Below are 20,821 nucleotides of genomic sequence, written 5' to 3'. Positions count from 1 at the left end.
AAGTCTAAAAAAAAAGCCTTCTACTTTAAAAGTAAAAGGCTTTCAATATATCTTTATATTTCTAAATTCAAATTTTAGTTATCGCTATCAGCACGAATCATCGCACAACGGAAACCAATATGAGAAGTAGAAGAATCTTCTTCAATATAACGACGAGTACCTGGAGATAACCAATAAGCGACATCTTTCCAAGAACCTCCTTTATAAACACGAACATGGTTATTAATAAGAGTTTCGAAGTTAGCAAAGTCATAATCTTCAGATTTGTCTAAGAAGTCATTACGACGAATAGGATTCAAATCTGCATTTGGCTCTCCACCAAAATCTTCAAATGAACCTGGGCGATAAATATCCCAAACCCATTCATTTACGTTACCAGCCATATTATAAAGACCAAAATCATTTGGAGGATATGAGTAAATCCAAGTCGTAATCATTGCACCATCATTCAATGCACCTGCAATACCTGCATAATCACCACGACCACGTTTGAAGTTAGCCAAGAATTGACCCATTTGCTTTCCGTAAGGATTACGAAGTGAGTGACCATCCCAAGGATAAAGACGAGCATAATCTTGTGCTTCATCCAAATATTGTGTTCCGATTAAGCCTTTTGCTGCATATTCCCATTCTGCTTCTGTAGGAAGACGATATCCAGGTAAAACTACACCTGATTCTAATGGAATACGTTCGCCATTTTTAGCTAATTCTTTTACATCTTTTTTACCACTTTTCATAGCCAAGCCATTGTTTACCATACTTGTACGCCAAAGTGAATAATCACTTGCTTGTTTCCAAGAAACTCCCACAACTGGGAAATAACGAAAACCTGGGTAACGTAAGTAGTGATCAACATAAGGGTCATTATAAGCTAATTCGGCAGACCAAACTGTTGTATCTGGCAATGACTCTTCATAAGCTTGTTGAGAAGAATCTTGTAATAAATAGTGCATATACTCCAACCAGTGAATATTTGCAATTTCTGTTTCATCCATGTAAAAGGACTTAATCGTAACTGTATTTTCGATGTTATCAGATGCTGTCATTTCTACGTTTTCTTCAAAAGAACCTAAAATATGACGACCACCTTCAATAAAGACAAGGTTAGGACCAGCAGGTTGTCCTTTAAATTTTTCTACTTTAAAGCCACCTTCTTCGCCATTTGGTTTCTTTTTACCAAAGGCTACTCCTGTAGCTGTACTTTTTTTACCAGGGTCGGTACTTGTTGGTGGTTTTTTGTTACAACCTCCTAGCATTAATCCTAAAGCTAGGATAAATAATGCGCTGAACTGAAAACTCAATTTTGCCATAATGCGTGGTATTATAATCTTTTTAAATTGTATTGAATTTCTATAAAATCTTTTGTTTGAGTTGGATTCAATAAAAAACAATAAATTGCTTAGTATTAGTATTTTCTAAATTGTTTTGGGAAAAAGGTTTTGTTTACATTCAAATTTTGTAACCTAATTCTGTTTTTATAATCTTGCAAATTTCAAGCAAAGATTCATTAAAATTGTTAGTTACAATAATAATTTACCTAAAACTTAATTCTGTTTTTCAAAATGCTCGTTTATAAAGGTTACAAAGATACATAAAAACCATTTATATAATTTCCCTTATATCAATAATGCTTAAAGTGCCGTTTTATTGTGCTTAACTTCCTAAATAAGATAAATTTATTTACAAATTTTAGAAAAAAATAGTAGAATAGGAAATTTAAAGTTCAATTTTTTTAAATATATGAGTCATACAATTTTCAGTTCTCTATATTGCTTTGTAAAACTTGTGTTTAAAAACTAGATGCTTGTATTTTGTTTTGGTAATTTGATATAAAAAACCTTATTCTAACTTGTTTCTAGGAGAATGCAAAATTAAAATAAGGCTTGATAAGAAATTCAAAAAATGCTACAAAAATATCTTTTTAATATTATAAAGGGGATATAGAGTTAAAAAACGGATGTGTAACGTTTGAATATCATTTATTAAGAATCGGAATAGTGGAAGTAACTGAATAACTAGAAACTTCTAATTTTTTTGAATCTTTTTCAATATTTTGTGCAGCACTTAATGCACATTCTTCGTTACGTTCACAGGCAACCATAATTGCTAAACCGAAAAAAAGAGTTAATTGTAAAAGAATTAATTTTTTGAGTTTCATAAAATAATTAGTCTAGTGAGTAGTTTTGGGAGATGATTATATTTATTCAAATCATTTCACAATTTTATGAGCTTTGTATTAGATTCATTTTAAGGGAATGAATCAATATCTATTATTAACACAAAGTTAAGTTTTTTAATGGCTTTTATCGAAAAGAAGCCATTGCATCAAAACTGAAATTGGGTGTTTTGAAGTGCTTTTTAAAGTGTTTTACTATCAAAGATACTTTAAATTAACTTTCTATTGGAAAATATAACGGGTTTGGATAAATAAATTTATATCCTAATTGTTCTTGTAGTTTTTCTGAGTTAATTATCTTATAGTCAGGTGTTTGTTCATTGTTTGTGAATGTGGGAGGTTCAAAATTATAGTCTATTGCATTCTTTTGATAGATTTTCTGACGTATTGGATGGATTGGACAGACTACGTTAATTACTTCAAAATAGTTGCGTTTTTTATCTTTAAACAGACTTTTTTTACTTGTTTTTTTAGCAATTAGGGAAATAATGTTTATCAAATCCTTTCTATGTATGAAATTCGCAGGAATGTTGCCTGTATTTAAGTTCTTTTTGCCTGCAAAATACTTTCCTGCTACTCGCTCTGCTCCCATAAGTCCACCTGCTCGTAAGACAACAACTTCTAAATCAGTCTTTTTACTAGCTTCTACAAATACATTTTCAGCTTCAAAAATATCTTTTCGATTGGCTTCTTCTAAATTTTGGACATCGTTTTCAATGACTTCTTTATTGAGTTTTGCATCATAATTTTTATAGATAGAAGTCGAACTAATAAAAATTACTTTCCTAGTCGCTTTTTTATTTTCTAATAAATGAGTTGTGATAAAATCCATTTGAGTTTTATAAAATTCTTTGTTCTCTTTTGGTGGAGGAATATTTATCAAAACAATATCTGTTTCGAAAAAATTTTTAAAATATTCAGTTGTATTTGTTGAAAATTTAGTGATATTTTCTTCATTCAAATCTAATAAGTATGGTTTGATTCCTTCTTTTTCTAAAATATCTTTTTTCTTTTTTGAGGTAGTTGAGCCTTTTACATATATTCCTTTTTCTATAAAGAATTTAGCTGTTTCTAATCCGAGCCAGCCACAGCCTAAAATACTAATTGATTGCATAGTTTATAATTTTGATATAATTAAATGAACTTAATGTGTTTTTTATGACACTGTTGAATTTTTTTACTTTTGCAATAGCCTTTTGAAAAGAAAAAAATATTGCTAATGCTAATTATGAAAGGTAAAAAATAAATTTAGGAAGTTTACCCTACCATTTTGAAAAGTAGTTAAGTTTTAATTAGCTTTGTAGTATGAGTATTCCAATTTTATAGCAAGTAGTTATTACAACTATTTATAGATTTGGTAATCAGTTAAATATATAACAACAACAAAATAGGCTTCGTTTTCCATAACAAACCTAGTTACTTGCTAAATTAACCGTTATTAACGTTTATTTTTTTAACAATCTAATTATTTCAATAGACTTAAATTAACTATGAGCAAATTAAATTTAAAGAAAAAAGTTGTATCTGTACTTACAGAAGAGCAACAATCCTCTATAAATGGAGGGGGAACTACTTCATATTCTGGATGTACAGGTTTTTTATGCTGTAGCCCACACGGTTGTGAGCCTGCTTCTGCAGGGCAGGGCAATACCTGTTGGGGAGGCTCATGTCCTCTTCCAACTACTGCTCCTCAAAGATGTGGTATTGCAGAAATATCTGCTGAATAAAACCTCTATTTTTACTAAAGAACTGTCTGCTGAATAGAGTGTAATTGTCTATTAGTCTCTAATTATCTTATTAGTCTCTAAAAAAGATTTTAACACTTTTAATCTAAATAGATTACTTCTAGTAAAGAATATCATAAATTAATTGTGTTTAAATTAGTTTATGATATTCTTTCTATTTTACACTTATAGCCTTTTTTTTATTTATTGTATGGATATTGTTAAAGAAGTAGAAAATATAACTGATTATCTTTCTGATTGGGAAAGAATTAAACATGTACGTAATGCACGTCATATAGGATTGTTAGCAGGTATGCCAGGTTTGATTCTTACACTTAGTCAAACACAACCCTTATCTAATAGAGAGGTAATTGAAGAGTATATTCATAAAACATTTGATATCCTTAACGAATCTACCCATATAAGCCCAACCTATTGTGATGGTCTCGCTGGATATGGTTATGTTTTACTTCAATTACAGAAGAAAAAACTAATACACACTCCTTCATTGCAGCAAGATATAGATGCTGTTCTTAGCGAAATTGATGAAATACTACAAGAACAGATAGTATCATTATCAGAGCAAAATAATTTTGATATTTTACACGGTTTAGTTGGTGTTGGTCTTTATTTTTTAGAAAGAGAAAATATAGAAAATCTTGAAAAAATTGTTCAACTTACCATTTCTCAAACAAGTCAAACAGAAGATGGATTTATCTATTGGACAAAATATGATAAGTATGACTACTATGATACAATTATAGATTTTGGCAATGCTCACGGTATGGGAGCTAATATATTCTTTCTTTCAAAAGTTCTCTCAAGAAATATTTTATTATCAGAACTTAACAGTAAAATAAAGGAAATAGTTGTTGCTGCTATAGAGTTTTATTTAAATCATCTTCAAAAGTTAGACGATGTTATTTATTGTTATTTTCCTCTCAAAATAAAGGCAACAGATTTCCATAATAAATCCTATAAAGCTGAGAATTCCAGACTAGGTTGGTGTTATGGAGATTTAGGAATCTTGTACACATTGTTGCATACTATTAATCTTTTAGGAATCAATAAACATTATGATAGTATTGTAAGCATGCTTAGAACTGTTGCTCAACGTAGAGACTATGAGCAAAACTTCACTATTGATGCTGGTTTTTGTCATGGCACAAGTGGTTTAGCAATAATGTTTTTAAATATCTACAAGATAACTAATGAAGAGTTTTTTTTAGAAACAGCAAATTACTGGTTAGAACAAACAAAAGCACATAAAGAAAAAGAAAAAGGAAATATCAATTATGGATTTGTGATTGTGAACTCTATTGAGGAAAATTTATCCATTTTAGAGGGTTTGGCTGGAGTATTAGTATGTTATCAAAAATTCTTAGAATGGGATACCTCTACTGCCGAAGAGATTTTGATGATAAAATATTAATTGAATAATAAAAAAATGTTACAAAAGAAAATACGCTTTATAGTATTAGTATGTAGTATGATGATGTTCACAAGCATTGTTTTTGCCAAAAAAATGGATAAATTAGAGTCTTACAAACAATTTGGACTTATTTGGGGATTTCTCAAATATCATCATCCTAAAATAAGTGCAGGTAAGTATTCTTGGAATGAGGTGTTTTTGAAAGCAATAGATAGTATCGATAATATTCAGAAACAAAGTCATCTGGATAATTATCTAATTCACTTTATTGATACTTATGATAAGAAAGCTAACTACAAAAAAAGCACTTCGCTAAACAGGCTAGATACAACTAACTTGTTTACTAAGAATGTAAATTATAAATGGATAGATAGTGTATTTACTAATGAACAAATTAGAAAAAAATTAAGAACTCATTTACAAACCCCTAGCAAAAATTATTACTTTTCGTCAAGTAGATTCAATCTAATTCCTACTTTTGATAATGAGAAAGCAGTACCTCATTTTGACTACAAACTAAAAAAATATAGAGTATTGTTTTTTTTTAGTTTTTGGAATATGATAGCTTATTGTAATGTTAATAAATATCTTACTGATAATACTTGGGAAAGTCAATTAGTACCTTATCTCAAAGAGTTTATTTTAGCAGATTCAGAGTTTGTCTATGAGAAAGCCAAAGCAAAATTGATTGCATCTCTAAATGATTCACATGCTTATTATCTTAGTTTGACTTTACAAGACACACTTTTTCAATACAAACCTATCATCAATGTTGCTCTAATAAATGATACATTGGTAGTCACAGATATTTGGAATAAAACTTTAGCTCAACAAGATGATATTCAATTAGGAGATTTAATCCTTGAAATTGAAGGAGTGGATATTAAATCTAGACTAAATGAAAATGTTGGTGAAATTATCTCGTGTTCAAATGAAAGTTTTAAGAAAAAATGGGCAAGATGGATATTATTTAATGATAAAGACTCTATTCGTGTAAAAGTTAATCGTGGAGGAATAGTTAGAGAATCTATTTATCATCTTTATGATGATAATAACATAAAAGGACAAGGTTATACTACTTTATATCCTAAACCTTTAGCACAACAGCAATTTATTACTGAAAAAATAGGTTATATTAACCCTTATACTATTTCAAAGAAAGATCTCAAGAAAGTATTTAAGAAGTTTAAAAAAACGGATGGTCTCATTATCGATATGAGATGTTATCCAAAATATATTTCTGAAACAGACTTTGCTAATTTTTTATACCCTGATAAAACTAACTTCATTAAAATTATTGCACCTGTAAAAGGTAAGCCTTCTTATGCAAACATGATAGAAGCTCCACTAGGAAAAATCATAAATCCTTTTAGAGCTGGTAAGCGCAATCCAAATTTTTATAAAGGCAAAGTAATTTTGTTAGTTAATCATGCTACACAAAGCCGAGCAGAATATATAAGTGTAGCTATTCAGGCATCTCCGAATTGTATTACCATTGGAGAACCTACCGCAGGATCTATTATGAATATAGCTACTTTTACTACGCCTGATGGTACAACAGTAAGCTTTACGAGCCTAGGTGCTTTCTACCCAAATGGAGAAGAAATACAAAGAAAAGGAATAAAGATAGATGTTCTAGTAGAAGAGCATACTTCATCTTTGGCTGAAGAGGAATATATCCAAACAGCTATTAAATTAATTACTACCTCATCTAAACCTTGATATAACTCATTATGTATAGTTTTTTTGATACATATATCCTAAGGACTCCATTGTTATCCATAGATTCTTTTTTAGATATTACAAAGGGTAAAGAAATTACAGACCAGAAATTAAAAGATGTTTTTTTAAAAAAAGCTATACAAGAAGCTATTTATTTGGCTTCACCAAGTTTTTTTAAAGAATTACAAAAGTGGTCTATTGCTCAAGATAATAAGAGCAATGAAAAGCTAAAAACATCTTTTTTAAAATATATATCTAGAATGAGTACACGTCCAACACCTTTTGGAATGTTCTCTGGCTGTACTGTTGGTAATTTGAGTCAAAAATCTAAAATATATAGAGATAATGCCTTCAATAAAAGGCATACACGATTGGATATGAATTTAACAGGCGTTATTATCAAATATATTCAAGACATCCCTTCCATAAAAGAACAACTTCTCTATTATCCCAATGATAGCCTGTATAAGGTTGGAGGTTTACTGCGATTTATCGAATATAAATATAATGATAAATCAATACTTACTCATAAAGTTATAGAGGTAGAAAACTCAGAATATTTAGAACTTATTATTCAAGGATGTAAAAAAGGTAAAAATATTAATGAAATTGCAAAATCAGTAATACATTTTGATGAGGAGATTAGTCTTGAGGATGCTAAAGATTTTGTGTTGGAACTTATCGATAGCCAAATTTTAATTAATGAACTCACTCAAACAGTATGTGGAGAAGAGAATCTAGATAATATTATTCATGTTTTGGAACGCATAGAAGAAACTGATCAAGTAGAGGTATTCAAAGATATTAGAAATAAATTAACTCAATTAGATGCTCAACTAGAAAATGATGTCAGCACATATAAAGAAATTATAAAACTATTAAAAACATTAAATATACCTATAGAAGAGAAGTATGTATTTCAAACTGATCTCATTGTAGGAACTAAAGATAATTTATTAGAACATACTACTGGACAAGATGTAATAGAAGCATTCAAATTATTAAATAATATAGCTTATATACAAAATTTAGATGAGAAAAATGAATTAGATGACTTCAAAAAAGCCTTTCAAGAGCGATATGAATCACAAGAAATTCCACTTTCATTGGTTTTAGATAAAGAAATGGGGTTGGGATATCCAGTTAATACAGGAGCTGGTGATGTCAATCCTTTAATAGATGATATTGTTTTTGGAAGAAATGCTTCATCAAGTTTATCTCAACAAAAAAAATGGTCTGATGTTGATCAGTTAATACTAAATAAAACCCTCAAAGCTATACAAAATAAGGAAAAAACAATAGTAATAAATGAAGGTGAAATACCAAATGAAGATAAATGGACAGATCTTCATGATACACTTTCAACAATTGCTCAGTTAGCTATTATAGATGGAGAGCAGTATCTCTATATTAACTTCTTTTCAGGTTCTAGTGCAGCTAATCTATTAGGTAGGTTCTGCCATGGAGATGAAAAAATTAATGATTTTGTAAATAAAATCATAGCAAAAGAAGAACAAATAAATATAGATAAAGTTCTTGCAGAGATTGTTCATTTACCTGAAGATCGCTTAGGAAATGTACTTATGCGTCCATCTCTTCGTTCTCATGAAATTTCTTTCCTTTCTAGATCAAACAAACATGATGAACAAAAAATATGTCTAGATGATTTATTAATTTCTATTAGGTATAATCGTCTATTTTTACGAAGTAAGTACTCACAAAAAGAGATATGTCCAAAGCTAACAACAGCACATAACTACAAACTAAGCACTCTTCCTGCTTATAAATTTCTTTGTGATATGCAGCATTTAAATAAAAGAAATTTAGTGCGCTTTGGTTGGGATAGTTTGAATAATATGTTTGAGTTTTTTCCGAGAGTGATATATAAAAAAATTTTACTTTCTACAGCAAAATGGAGAATTAAAACAGAAGAAATAAAAGACATATACGAGATTGAAAACCCTGATACTATCTTACAAAAGATAAGAGAATTACAAACTCGTTTGGACTTACCATCTCTAGTATATTTTATTGAAGGTGATAACAAATTACTAATTAACTTAGAGAATCTTTCTACTGTAAAAATGTTACTTACTCTATTAAAGAAAAAAAATAGCTTTATTCTAGAGGAGTTTATCTTCTCTGAGGACACTCTGTGTAAAGATGTAGATAATAAAAGGTTTGTTAACGAATTTATATTTTCTATTTATAAGGATATATAAACATAAACACCAATTTACCATTTTTGAATCTATACATTTTATTTTTGATATTGGTCTATATAAAAACTTAATCATATGAATAATACGACTACTAAAAGAACATTTATAATTGGAGAGGAATGGTTCTTTTTCAAGCTTTATACAGGTGTAAAAACAGCGGATGATATACTGATAAAGCATTTAGCTCCTTTAATAAATAAATGGAAACAGGATAGACTTATATCAAAATGGTTTTTTATACGATATTACGATCCAGATTTTCATTTGCGTGTGCGATTGCAATTAAATGATACAAATCATCTTCAACTAATTATAACAGACTTGAAGAATTGTCTATCAGAATTACTTAGTCAAAAAATTATTTGGAAAATACAAATAGACACATATGTTAGAGAATTAGAAAGATATGGGTTTGATACAATAGATGACGCTGAAACAATATTCTGTATAGATAGTGAGACTATTTTATCAATACTGAATGATTTAGATGAAACTCTTGATGACAATTATCGTTGGTTAGCTGGTATATATCTGACTAACAAACTACTAGATACATTTAAGATATCCTTAGAGGATAAAAAAGAGCTAATAGAAAAATACATCAATGCCTTTAAGGATGAAATGGGATACAATAAATTTTTAAAGCGACAGTTAGATACTAAATATAGAAATACAAAAAAGAATATAAGAGGCTTGCTTAGTAATGAAACTAATTATAGTTTTGCTACGTCTATCAAAAACCATTACCATTTTCCAACGTCCTCTATAAATAATATATTAAATAATATCCAAGATAAAGATATATTAGAAAATATAATTTTTAGTCTTTCACACATGACTTTAAACAGACTGTTTAGAAGTAAAAGCAGACAAAATGAATTTGTTATTTATTACATGCTATCTCATCATTATAAATCTGTCATCGCACAAAACAAATACAATAAAGTTTCTTAGCGAGAATATTCTAAAATTATATTAGAAGCTGTTTGAGTTCGTAGTTCGGAAGTAAAAATGAGATAAATTTGGTCTATTCAAGACTTTTTTGAAGAGAATAGCAGCATTTCTTGATGAGAAAATAACAATGAACAGACTAGAATTTAGCCTTTTTGGAATGAAAATAATTAACGCATACAACTTCTGAGTTATATCTGTCATAGGTTGTACAAACTATAAAAAGATTCCTCGTATTTTTGAACTACTACACCACAAAAACTAACGAGGAATATGTCTAAACTACTGTACCCTACTATTTTTAAAATTAACCTGAACCTTTATTCTCCATCTGCTAGATGAATTCTTACATACAAGATAAGAAATTACATCTATTTTATCTAATATAAACCTAAAGGTTCACGTTATGATAGCCATAGCATTTTATTTATGCCTACTTATTGGAGTAGCTAAAGAAGAAATTGCAGAAAGACTACCAAAAAATTTTAGAAAAGATAGAATGAATTATCAATATTTCAAATTGGAAGGCGAATTATAGCATATTACAAAAACCAAAAATAAATTATAAAAAAAAGCTTTTAAAAAATATTTTTGTTTATGGTTTGAAATAGTTGGGTTGATAAATAACTATATCTGTCGTATCTATATTTCCCAAATATTTTTCAAGCAATAATTTTACACTTCCCCATTCTAATCCTCCCAAACCACATCCCAAAGCAGGAACAGCCATACTTTCAAACTTTTGAGTTTCTATAATTCTGACTAAATCTTTCAACCCTTCTTCAATGTATTCTATTTTGGAAGAACTGCGCCAGTGTTTTTTGGTAGGAAAGTTTATGACAAATTTCTTTTGTTCTAAAGTAGATTCATCAACTAAAAGCAACTTTCCAATATCGATAGCTTGATTCTTACAAGCTTCTTTATAGATTTTATAATTATGAGGAAACTGTTTTTTGAATGCTAAAGCAAGACCTTTTCCCATTACTCCAACTGTATTTACAGGGTTGATGATTACTTCTGTATTTGATTCTAGAATATTTCCTTTTGTGTAGTTCATAATGTGCTTAATTCAATGGTTAAGTTTACTCTATTTTTACTTTCGGAACGCAAATAAAGTTTTGTGTTTGTTGCTGTCATAGCTCGTAATAAATTATATTCATTTCTAGGTTTTGGAGGAATTCCAGAAATATAGTTATCTCTCATGTGCTTTAAACACATAATTTTGACATCTTGCAAATCATTTGTAAACCAACCTACAGTAGAAGGTCTTTTATCTGGTTCGAATTCAAACCCTTTTTCTATAAATTCTATTTCATAAGAACCAGTTGTTTCTTTGCTTATTTTTGAAAGAAAATTAATTAGACTTTCTGTATCAAAATAAAGATTTGAAAGTTTGAATATGATTTTTTTTTCTTCAATTATAACTTCATAAGAAATCTCATTAGATTCAAAGTTATTATAAGGTTCACTAGAGTATTGACCCCGAAAATCAAAAAAGCCTCTTCTTATATCATCAAATATCCATAGACATCTATAAATAGAGTATTTATCAAAATTATTTTCTGATAATGTTCTTTCTATTAATCTTAATTGTTTCCTTCTTTTATCAAGAGATTTCAAAAAAAGTATTTCATTTATTAAAATCATATTTTTGTTAGATTGATTAGAATAATTAAATATAGTCTATTCCTTCCAAAAACAGAAGTGAAATTTACCTTAAAATGTATTTGTATTCACTCCGTGTTCTCTGCGAACTCTGTGTTTAAAATGTATTTCACAAAAAAGAAATTTTTCAAAAACGAGAAAGTTGTTACCTTTGTAGAATTTATAGATACAACCCATTAAAAAAGGAAACCAAAAATCTGTTCTCATGCCTAGAAACAAATCCATTCGCCATATTCTCATCATTGGAAGTGGCCCTATTGTCATCGGACAAGCCTGTGAGTTTGATTATGCAGGTTCGCAAGCTGCTCGTTCGCTTCGTGAAGAAGGAATAAAGGTCTCGCTCATCAATTCCAATCCTGCAACGATAATGACTGACCCTATCAATGCAGACCACGTTTATCTGTTGCCCCTCACACCAGATTCTATCGAAACCATTTTAAGAGAACAAGAAATTGATGCCGTTTTGCCTACCATGGGAGGTCAGACGGCATTAAATTTATCCATAAAGTGCAACGATATTGGACTTTGGGAAAAATACAATGTCAAAGTAATTGGTGTGGACTTTGAAGCCATCGACACAACCGAAGACCGAGATAAATTCAAGGCTTGTATGGAAGCTATGGATGTAGGAGTAGCTGTCGGACAAACAGCAAAATCATTTTTGCAAGGAAAGAAAATTGCTCAACAAATAGGTTTTCCACTCGTTATCCGTCCTTCTTTTACACTTGGAGGAACAGGTGGAAGTGTTGTTTATGACAAAGAAGAATTTGATAGCTCACTTTCAAGAGGTTTGCATACTTCGCCTATTCATGAGGTTTTGATTGAGCAATGTGTTGTAGGTTGGAAAGAATTTGAGTTAGAACTATTGAGAGATTCAGCAGGAAATGTAATCATTATCTGTTCGATAGAGAATTTTGACCCAATGGGTGTTCATACTGGAGATTCAATTACAGTTGCGCCAGCAATGACTTTGCCTGATACAGTTTATCAAGAAATGAGAAGTCTTGCAATAAAGATGATGAATGGAATTGGAAATTTTGCAGGTGGTTGTAATGTTCAGTTTGCTGTCAATCCTGATAACGATGATATAATTGCTATCGAAATTAACCCTCGTGTTTCTCGTTCGTCTGCGCTTGCTTCGAAGGCAACAGGTTATCCAATCGCCAAAATTGCTGCAAAATTAGCTATTGGTTATAATCTTGATGAGCTTGATAATGCCATTACAGGAACAACTTCTGCATTTTTTGAACCTTCTATTGACTATGTAATCGTAAAAGTTCCTCGTTGGAATTTTGATAAATTTGAAGGTTCGGATTCTCGTTTGGGTTTCCAAATGAAATCGGTAGGAGAAGCTATGGGAATTGGTCGCAACTTCCAAGAAGCACTCCAAAAGGCCTGTCAATCCTTAGAAATTCGTAGAAATGGATTAGGTGCAGACGGAAAAGAAGTAAGAGACCAAGATGAAATCCATCAAAAACTAAAAGTTCCTTCTTGGGATAGATTATTCAGAATTTATGATGCCTTCAAATTAGGAATACCGATGAAACGTATTTTTGATTTGACAAGAATTGATAAGTGGTTCTTACATCAAATTGAACAAATTGTAGAACTAGAAAACGAAATTCAAAAGTATAAACTGGCTACTCTTCCTTATGATTTGTTATTAAAAGCAAAGAAAAAAGGTTTGGCAGACCGTCAGATTGCTCACTTAATTGGCTGCTTAGAAAGTGAAATTCATAAAAAAAGAACAGATTTAGGAATAAATCGTGTTTGGAAAATGGTCGATACTTGTTCTGCCGAATTTGAAGCACAAACGCCTTATTACTATTCTACTTTCGAAACAGAAAATGAATCTATCAAAAGTGATAAGAAAAAAGTTGTCGTTTTGGGTTCAGGACCTAATCGTATCGGACAAGGAATTGAATTTGATTATTCGTGTGTTCATGGTGTTTTGGCTGCAAAAGAAGCAGGTTATGAAACTATTATGATAAACTGTAATCCTGAAACCGTTTCAACAGATTTTGATATTGCTGACAAACTTTATTTTGAGCCTGTTTTTTGGGAGCATATTTATGATATAATTCTGAATGAAAAACCAGAAGGTGTTATCGTCCAATTAGGAGGACAAACAGCTTTAAAACTTGCCGAAAAACTAGAACGTTACGGAATTCCAATTTTAGGAACAAGCTATGAAGCACTAGATTTGGCAGAAGATAGAGGACGTTTTTCTGATTTATTGAAAGAAAATAATATTCCTTATCCAAAATACCATGCTATCAAAACGGCAGAAGAAGCAATAGAAAAATCTGCAGAAATGGAATTTCCTTTGCTTGTTCGTCCATCGTATGTTTTGGGTGGACAGCGTATGAAAATCGTTATCAATGAACAAGAATTAGAGGAACACATCATCAATATTTTTAAAGATTTGGGGCAACAAACCATTTTGATAGATGAGTTTTTAGATGGTGCAATTGAAGCCGAAGCCGATGCAATTTGTGATACCGAAGACGTTTATATTATTGGTGTAATGGAACATATTGAGCCTGCTGGGATTCACTCTGGCGATTCGTATGCCGTTTTGCCTCCTTTTGATTTGGACGAAAATATCATGAAACAGATTCATGACCACACCAAAAAAATTGCCTTAGCTCTCAAAACAAAAGGTGTGATTAATATTCAATTTGCCATAAAAGATGGAATTGTTTATATCATTGAAGCCAATCCACGAGCATCACGAACTGTTCCTTTTATCTGTAAAGCCTATCAAGAACCGTATATCAAATATGCCACTTGGGTAATGCTAGACTACAAAAAGGTAAAAGATTTTGATTTTAAGCCACAACAAAACGGTTATGCTATCAAAATTCCTGTTTTTTCTTTTGATAAATTCCCTAATGTAAATAAAGAATTAGGACCCGAAATGAAATCTACTGGAGAAGCAATTTATTTTATTCATCACTTAAAAGACCCTTTCTTTAAAGAGATTTATAATGAACGTAATTTGTATTTGAGTAGGTAAAAACTTATATTTATCATAAATAAATTAGAAGCCCAAACTTATATTTTATTATTCGATTTTGGGCTTTTTCTAATTACAAGAAAAGATACATGAAAAGAACTAAATGGCTAATATATACAGTTATAATTGGTTTACTACCATTTTTCATAAGGTCACTAATTTTTATATTTGATAAGAATGGCACAATAGATTACTGGTTAAACGAAGGAGATTTTATCGTACTAGGATTAGTTCTAAACTTGACAAATATAAATGAGTTGGAAGACAAGCATTTTGAAGATGAGTTGTGGAAAACAAAGTGTATTGGTATTTCTATAGTTCTTATTTTACTATTTGCATCAATTTTAGCGATTACAATGTATGCAGATTTTAAGCTTAGTGAAGATATTAATAAACTTGCAGTAAAGGGTTGGTCAATTGGTGCATCACTTGTTTCTTTTATTTTTAGTTTGGCTATATATAACCGTCTAACTACCTTAGAAAAATGAATGAGATATTATCAATTTTGGGAAGTATAATCTGTACTTATACATTGTTTTTTTCAATAAATACTTTTATAAACACTCGTAAAAAATACTATGAAGAATACATTAAACGAAAAAATAATGAAGAAACTTAGATCATTTGTATATTTAGATAATTACAAGATGTATTCTATATCTTCACAGTTATTTGAAGGTTTGACAGAATATATTGTCCAAAGTAATGGCGAAAAAAAAAATTAAAGAAGAATCTCAAAAGGGTTCTATTGCTAGTGGAAGAGTTTTAGCTGACATAATAGAAAAAGACTCAAATCAAACTGAAAAGAAATTTTTACATGATTTTTCTTATAATTTGTTTGAAGATACATTGATAAAGGAAGGGCGAGTATTAGAAATAAATGATAAAAATATAGAAGATCAAATGACAGAGATGGGTAGTTATAGCTTTGTTAAGATTTCTGGTAATGTAATTTTCAATGATTTAAAGGTTGTAGAAGATACTATTAGAAATTTCAACAATATTGGAGAAGCTTTAGGTTATATTATACATAAATCTAATCATGATGAAGAAGTAAAGGAGTTGAATGAAAAGATAAAAATATTAGATGATAGAGAGCAAAAAGCTAAATTAAGAGCTATCTTAAAATCAAAAACTGATTTTAAAAAAGTATTGAAAGAAATGAATTTGAATTATGATGAAAAATACTTGGAGAAACTAGCTTATTTGTTAGCTTATGGGTATAAGCAACAGTTCGAGGTTCAAATGCCCATTTTTTCATATTTAGAAAATTTATATTTGTTTAGTTCACAGTTGAATAGAAAAAATTTAAAGGAGGATGAGTCTTCAATTATTAGTAAATACTCTAGAGAAACTGAAAAAGAGTTTAAACTTTTTGGAATAATTACACAAAGACTAAATAGTGAAGAAAAAAGAGAAGTATATGAAAATTTAATAATCAAAGAGGAAGACGAAGAAGGAAACCTTAAAGAGGCTATTAGAAGAACAACATCGGCACTTACAAATGTAGAAGAAACATTCACAGGAAAATTTGATTATGAGTACATAATAGATCCAATAGCTTTGTATCTTGAAATATAATTTAATTATTCAGTCATCATAACCACAACTCAAAATTCCCTTCTCACGTTATTCTAAACAAAAAGTAAAAACTATATGGAAGCATTAGAATTCAAAGGAAAAATAGAAAAAGGAATGATTCGTTTGCCGTCAGAATATAAAGATTATGATGAACAACAAGTACAGGTAATTGTGCTTATCAAAAAGCCAATCAAAAATTTAGACTCAATAAATAAAAAAGAAAAAATACGTTTAGCTCTTCAAAAAATGGCTACAATAACTATGTTTTCTAAAATAGATAATCCAGTTCTTTGGCAAAAAAAATTACGTGATGAGTGGGAATAAAATTATTTTAGATACAAATGTATTTTTCTTCAACTATTGACAGCCTTCTGAAAGGACTGTCAAAGTTAAAAAAGCAAGTATCTTTTTTGTATAACTTTAAAAAAATCCTCTTTTTCTATTCTTTAAAATGCTAGTTTTGTAAACATTTTTGGTTCTTTATGAATTCGGTTGCAAATACACTTTATCACTAAAAATAAATCGTATCATTTTCTTGAAATTATGAGTGTATCTAAATCCTCTAGCTACTCTTTTAATTACCTGTATAGTTGAATTAATTCCCTCTAAAATACCATTTGTTAGTTTAGAAGAAAAGTAATTTATAATACCTTCAAAATGACGATATATTGTCTTTGTGAATGGATTTTTGGGTTTTATTTCTTCTGCAAAATCAGCCATAAACAGTAATTGTGCTTTGGCTTCTTCTATTGATTTGTTCTCGTAAAAACTTTCAAGTTTTTCCATACTAAGTACTAGACTATCATAAATTGGTGTTTTCTTTAACTTTTCTAAGTGTTTGTATAATAACTTAATTACATGCCATTTATCAAAAGTAAGAGCTGCATTTGGAAAATATTCATTGGCTGCACTAATGAAAGCAGGAGACATATCAATAGAAATCTCCTTTACTGTATTAGGATTAGGATGGTGTAGAGCTAATTGCTCAAAAGTAGCCCCTGATTTCCCATCTTCTATTGCAATTATTTTTGAAGTTTCCATATCTATAAAAGAAGTGATATAATCATGTCCTTTTTTAGTAGAAGTTTCATCTGCTCCTATTTTTCTAACTGCTCCTAGAGGTGGATTTTCATTTAAGTCTTGCGTATAATAGTGATAAATGTGTTCCACTCGCTGTGTATAAATACCTAGTTGTTTAGCTACTTTTTGAAAACAATGATATATTTTTAGTAAATCCATTACTTTTTGCTCATAAAGTAGAGTAAAACGAGAAAACTCTCTAGAAAAATCTACTTTAAGTTGAGAAGTTTCTTTAGTAATTTTGTTTTGATAAATAGGTAGTTTACAATGAATAAAACAGCGATATTCAAAAATATTTAAATGCTCCCACTCTCTATCTTTATAGCTATGAATACGCCAGTCTTCAAAAGCAGAAGGACGGTAAGTAGAACAAACTTCAACATAAACATGAACCTTTTTGGCTAATTCATCTTTATCAATTTGACGAATATGAAAAGGAGCGACAATATGTAATAATTCATCAAAAACAATTACACTATCCATAAAAATGATATTTGTAATAAAGAGAAAATAAATGCTAATTTAAACATTTGCAACTAAAATCATAAAGAACCACATTTTTCTAAGATAATAAGCGATTATTTAGTGGCATTTTTAATGAAATAATATTATTCTTGACAATGACCTTGTAGTAAAAAATATTTATAAACTCTATCAAACCAAAAACAAACATTGGGATTAATAAAACTGACAAAGCTCCCGTTGCAGTCCATAATTTTTCTTTAACTAAATAAATATAAGGTAAAAAACCTATTAGCATACTTGCAATGCTAACAAAAAATATAAATATATTTGTCTTTTGAGTTAATCTGTAAATTCCTTTTACTTCTTCCATATAATAACTCTCTTATTTAATTTTTACTCAACAGCTTCCTCCACCAGCGTACTATCTTTTTCAGGGTAACGCTCATAATAAGGAGTAGGACAATAATAACGACGTTTGATTTCGACAGAAGGTTGTAAAAAAGGAGCTTTTCTGATGCCAGAAGTTTTGTCTTCATAAAGGCTTTTCATATAGATTCCAAAAATAGGAAGTGCTGTTTTTGAGCCTTCTCCTACATCAGAAGTACGAAAACGAATTGCTCTGTCTTCTCCTCCCACCCAAACGGCAGTTACTAAATCTCTCGTTACACCCATATACCAACCGTCTGCAAAATTAGAAGAAGTACCTGTTTTTCCTCCTACATCATTGCCATTTCCCAAAATTCCATACGACCACAAACCTAATGATGTTCCGTGTGGTTCTTGTGTGCTTCCTTTAAGCATATAACCCATTAGCCAAGCTGATTCTTTGGATAAAGCACGATGAGATTCACCATGAAAATAATGAAGCGTTTTGCCATGTTTGTCTTTTACTTGCCACAAAATCTGTGGTTCTTGCCACATTCCACCGTTCATAATTGTAGAATATGCCCCAGCCATTTCGAAGAGCGATACATCACTAGAACCTAATCCAATAGAAGGAACTTCTGCGAGTTCTGACGTAATTCCCATTTTTTTTGCATAATGTGCTACGGTTGTCCAGCCTACTTTTTCGGTAAGTTTGGCTGTAACTGTATTTATCGAACGCCCCATAGCATGGCGAAGTGTCATATTTCTGCCTGTATTTGTCCAGTCAGCATTATGAGGAGTCCAAATTTTTTGTTCTCCATTTTCTTCGTATCTAATAATTGGATTGCTATCCAAAATAGTATCACAAGGCGACATATTCAGCGAGTCAATCGCACTAGCATACACAAACATCTTGAACGTCGACCCTGGTTGTCTTTTGGCTTGACGCACTTGGTCATATTTGAAATACTCAAAATCAAGACCACCTACCCATGCTTTTATATGTCCACTATAAGGGTCTAAAGAAACCATTCCTGCCCTCATAATTTGCTTATAATATTTTATAGAATCAATCGTCGATAAAGTGGTGTCTTTTCTATGTGTTGAGTTTTCCCAACTAAAAACAGTCATTTTTTTCGGTTTTTCTAGCAATATTTGAATTGAATCATTTTGTTTTCCATACTTTTCTAGTAAGTATTTGTAATAATCTGTTTTTGCGACGGCATTTTCTATATAATCTTCAATCGGTTTTTTGTTGCTATCTGTCCAAGGAACTAAACCTTTCCATTGTTCATGAAATTTCTTTTGAAGAGTAGGCATTTGTCTTGCAATGGCTGCTTCTGCGTGGGCTTGAATTTTGGAATCAATAGTCAAATAAATTTCTAATCCATCAGCATACAAATCATATCCATTTTGCTCACACCAATTTTTTAGTTTTTGAGTAACATAATTTTTATAATAGGTGCTATTTCCTGTTTCTGCTACTTCATAAAAAATGGTTAGGTCTAAAGGTAATTCTTTAAGAGAATCGTATTGATGGCGAGTAAGGTATTTGTACTTTCTCATCTGACTCAAAACTGTATTTCTTCTTTGAATTGCTTTTTTAGGTTTACGAAGAGGGTTATATGTAGAAGGGGCTTTCAAAAGTCCAATAAGCAAAGCCGATTGATGAATCTCTAAACTATCAGGCGAAGTAGAAAAATATTTTTTAGCTGCTGCGTGAAGTCCAAAGGCATTATTTCCAAAGGTAACTTCATTGAGATACATAGTTAGAATTTCATTTTTGGTATAAGAACGCTCCAAACGAACAGCCGTAATCCATTCTTTTATCTTAGCTACAACTGTACTTAAAATACCTGCATCGCCTAACTTTCCTTTGCTTTCTTCTGAGCGAGTTTTGAATAAATTTTTTGCAAGTTGTTGAGTAATTGTACTTCCTCCTCTATTATCTCCTTTAAAAATAGCTAAAAGAACACCAACAGTCGCCTCTGCATCAATTCCTGAGTGAGTTGTAAAACGCACATCTTCAGTAGCCAAAAGAGCCAAAATAGTCATTGAATCTATCTCTGAATAATTTAAAGGTGTTTTATTTTGACTATAATAACGAGCTACTTCTACACTATCAGCCGTATAAACCACAGAAGGCAAAGGTGTTTTGGGGTTTTCAAGTGCTTTCAGAGATGGAATTTCTCCAAAAAAACCAAACCAATTAAAAGCAATAGCAGCAAAAAATAAAATAATACTTATTCCACCTATACTAGTTATCCACCACAAAAGACGACAAAAACGCATTATTTTAGATTCCCCTTTTGGAAAACCAAAGAGGTTGAAAATTTTCTTCAAAACTGAAAGGTAATTAGGCATCTGTAAAAATTATGAAGTAGATAAAGCAAGTTACCCATTTTCAAGAAAAAAAGG

19 protein-coding genes are annotated in these 20,821 nt (G+C 30.4%); 11 read left to right on the top strand and 8 right to left on the bottom strand.

Annotated features, from left to right (window positions below; translation table 11 throughout):
- Positions 1–74 precede the first annotated feature (74 nt).
- From gldJ to ACE193_RS11315, 3 genes are all read right to left on the bottom strand, one after another.
- A complete protein-coding gene (gene gldJ / locus ACE193_RS11325; RefSeq protein ID WP_338789872.1) occupies positions 75–1,310 on the bottom strand; it encodes a gliding motility lipoprotein GldJ in 1,236 nt (411 codons plus the stop codon).
- A gap of 665 nt (positions 1,311–1,975) precedes the next feature.
- Positions 1,976–2,158, bottom strand: a complete 183-nt coding sequence (locus ACE193_RS11320; RefSeq protein ID WP_375563081.1) for a hypothetical protein — start codon at positions 2,156–2,158, stop codon at positions 1,976–1,978.
- 232 nt (positions 2,159–2,390) lie between these two features.
- On the bottom strand, positions 2,391–3,290 hold the full coding sequence (locus ACE193_RS11315) for a hypothetical protein (RefSeq protein WP_375563080.1): 900 nt from the start codon (positions 3,288–3,290) through the stop codon (positions 2,391–2,393).
- Positions 3,291–3,666: 376 nt separating this feature from the next.
- Here ACE193_RS11315 and ACE193_RS11310 point away from each other — a divergent pair, with 376 nt between their 5' ends.
- The 6 genes from ACE193_RS11310 to ACE193_RS11285 all read left to right on the top strand — a co-directional run bounded on the left by ACE193_RS11310 (position 3,667) and on the right by ACE193_RS11285 (position 10,765).
- Entirely contained in the window at positions 3,667–3,903 is a 237-nt protein-coding gene (locus ACE193_RS11310; RefSeq protein ID WP_375563078.1) for a class I lanthipeptide, read from the top strand.
- A gap of 208 nt (positions 3,904–4,111) precedes the next feature.
- Positions 4,112–5,332 carry a lanthionine synthetase LanC family protein gene (locus ACE193_RS11305; RefSeq protein WP_375563077.1) on the top strand — a complete coding sequence of 407 codons (1,221 nt, stop codon included), beginning with the start codon at positions 4,112–4,114 and terminating at the stop codon, positions 5,330–5,332.
- Between the two features lie 93 nt (positions 5,333–5,425).
- Positions 5,426–7,054, top strand: a complete 1,629-nt coding sequence (locus ACE193_RS11300; RefSeq protein ID WP_375563075.1) for a S41 family peptidase — start codon at positions 5,426–5,428, stop codon at positions 7,052–7,054.
- A gap of 11 nt (positions 7,055–7,065) precedes the next feature.
- Positions 7,066–9,276, top strand: a complete 2,211-nt coding sequence (locus tag ACE193_RS11295) for a lantibiotic dehydratase family protein (protein ID WP_375563074.1) — start codon at positions 7,066–7,068, stop codon at positions 9,274–9,276.
- A 75-nt stretch (positions 9,277–9,351) separates the two neighbouring features.
- Entirely contained in the window at positions 9,352–10,230 is an 879-nt protein-coding gene (locus ACE193_RS11290) for a thiopeptide-type bacteriocin biosynthesis protein (RefSeq protein WP_375563073.1), read from the top strand.
- 403 nt (positions 10,231–10,633) lie between these two features.
- On the top strand, positions 10,634–10,765 hold the full coding sequence (locus ACE193_RS11285) for a hypothetical protein (RefSeq protein WP_375563071.1): 132 nt from the start codon (positions 10,634–10,636) through the stop codon (positions 10,763–10,765).
- Between the two features lie 57 nt (positions 10,766–10,822).
- Here the strand turns inward: ACE193_RS11285 and ACE193_RS11280 are convergent, their stop codons facing one another.
- Together ACE193_RS11280 and ACE193_RS11275 are read right to left on the bottom strand one after the other, a co-directional pair.
- On the bottom strand, positions 10,823–11,284 hold the full coding sequence (locus ACE193_RS11280) for a macro domain-containing protein (protein ID WP_375563070.1): 462 nt from the start codon (positions 11,282–11,284) through the stop codon (positions 10,823–10,825).
- Entirely contained in the window at positions 11,281–11,874 is a 594-nt protein-coding gene (locus ACE193_RS11275; RefSeq protein ID WP_375563069.1) for a hypothetical protein, read from the bottom strand. The genes ACE193_RS11280 and ACE193_RS11275 overlap by 4 nt, the downstream gene beginning before the upstream one ends.
- A gap of 223 nt (positions 11,875–12,097) precedes the next feature.
- On the opposite strand from ACE193_RS11275, the gene carB reads away from it, so the two are divergent.
- From carB to ACE193_RS11250, 5 genes are all read left to right on the top strand, one after another.
- Entirely contained in the window at positions 12,098–14,911 is a 2,814-nt protein-coding gene (gene carB / locus ACE193_RS11270; protein ID WP_375563068.1) for a carbamoyl-phosphate synthase large subunit, read from the top strand.
- Between the two features lie 89 nt (positions 14,912–15,000).
- Positions 15,001–15,399: a hypothetical protein gene (locus ACE193_RS11265; protein ID WP_375563067.1), complete on the top strand. Its 399-nt coding sequence runs from the start codon at positions 15,001–15,003 to the stop codon at positions 15,397–15,399.
- On the top strand, positions 15,396–15,530 hold the full coding sequence (locus ACE193_RS11260; protein ID WP_375563066.1) for a hypothetical protein: 135 nt from the start codon (positions 15,396–15,398) through the stop codon (positions 15,528–15,530). The genes ACE193_RS11265 and ACE193_RS11260 overlap by 4 nt, the downstream gene beginning before the upstream one ends.
- Positions 15,531–15,616: 86 nt before the next feature.
- Positions 15,617–16,492, top strand: a complete 876-nt coding sequence (locus ACE193_RS11255) for a hypothetical protein (RefSeq protein ID WP_375563065.1) — start codon at positions 15,617–15,619, stop codon at positions 16,490–16,492.
- A 75-nt stretch (positions 16,493–16,567) separates the two neighbouring features.
- Complete coding sequence (locus ACE193_RS11250) at positions 16,568–16,816, top strand: hypothetical protein (protein WP_375563064.1); 249 nt, start codon at positions 16,568–16,570, stop codon at positions 16,814–16,816.
- Between the two features lie 156 nt (positions 16,817–16,972).
- Here the strand turns inward: ACE193_RS11250 and ACE193_RS11245 are convergent, their stop codons facing one another.
- The 3 genes from ACE193_RS11245 to ACE193_RS11235 form a co-directional block, all read right to left on the bottom strand.
- On the bottom strand, positions 16,973–18,055 hold the full coding sequence (locus ACE193_RS11245; protein WP_375558860.1) for a transposase: 1,083 nt from the start codon (positions 18,053–18,055) through the stop codon (positions 16,973–16,975).
- 79 nt (positions 18,056–18,134) lie between these two features.
- Positions 18,135–18,407 carry a hypothetical protein gene (locus ACE193_RS11240; RefSeq protein WP_375563063.1) on the bottom strand — a complete coding sequence of 91 codons (273 nt, stop codon included), beginning with the start codon at positions 18,405–18,407 and terminating at the stop codon, positions 18,135–18,137.
- Positions 18,408–18,430: 23 nt separating this feature from the next.
- Positions 18,431–20,767 (bottom strand): transglycosylase domain-containing protein, encoded by a 2,337-nt coding sequence (locus ACE193_RS11235; RefSeq protein WP_375563062.1) that lies wholly within the window; start codon positions 20,765–20,767, stop codon positions 18,431–18,433.
- Positions 20,768–20,821 lie beyond the last annotated feature (54 nt).

It is taken from the genome of Bernardetia aquimarina (assembly GCF_042180575.1).
In the GTDB taxonomy this organism is placed as follows: Bacteria; Bacteroidota; Bacteroidia; order Cytophagales; family Bernardetiaceae; genus Bernardetia.
This window is presented reverse-complemented; position numbering and strand designations above follow the sequence as displayed.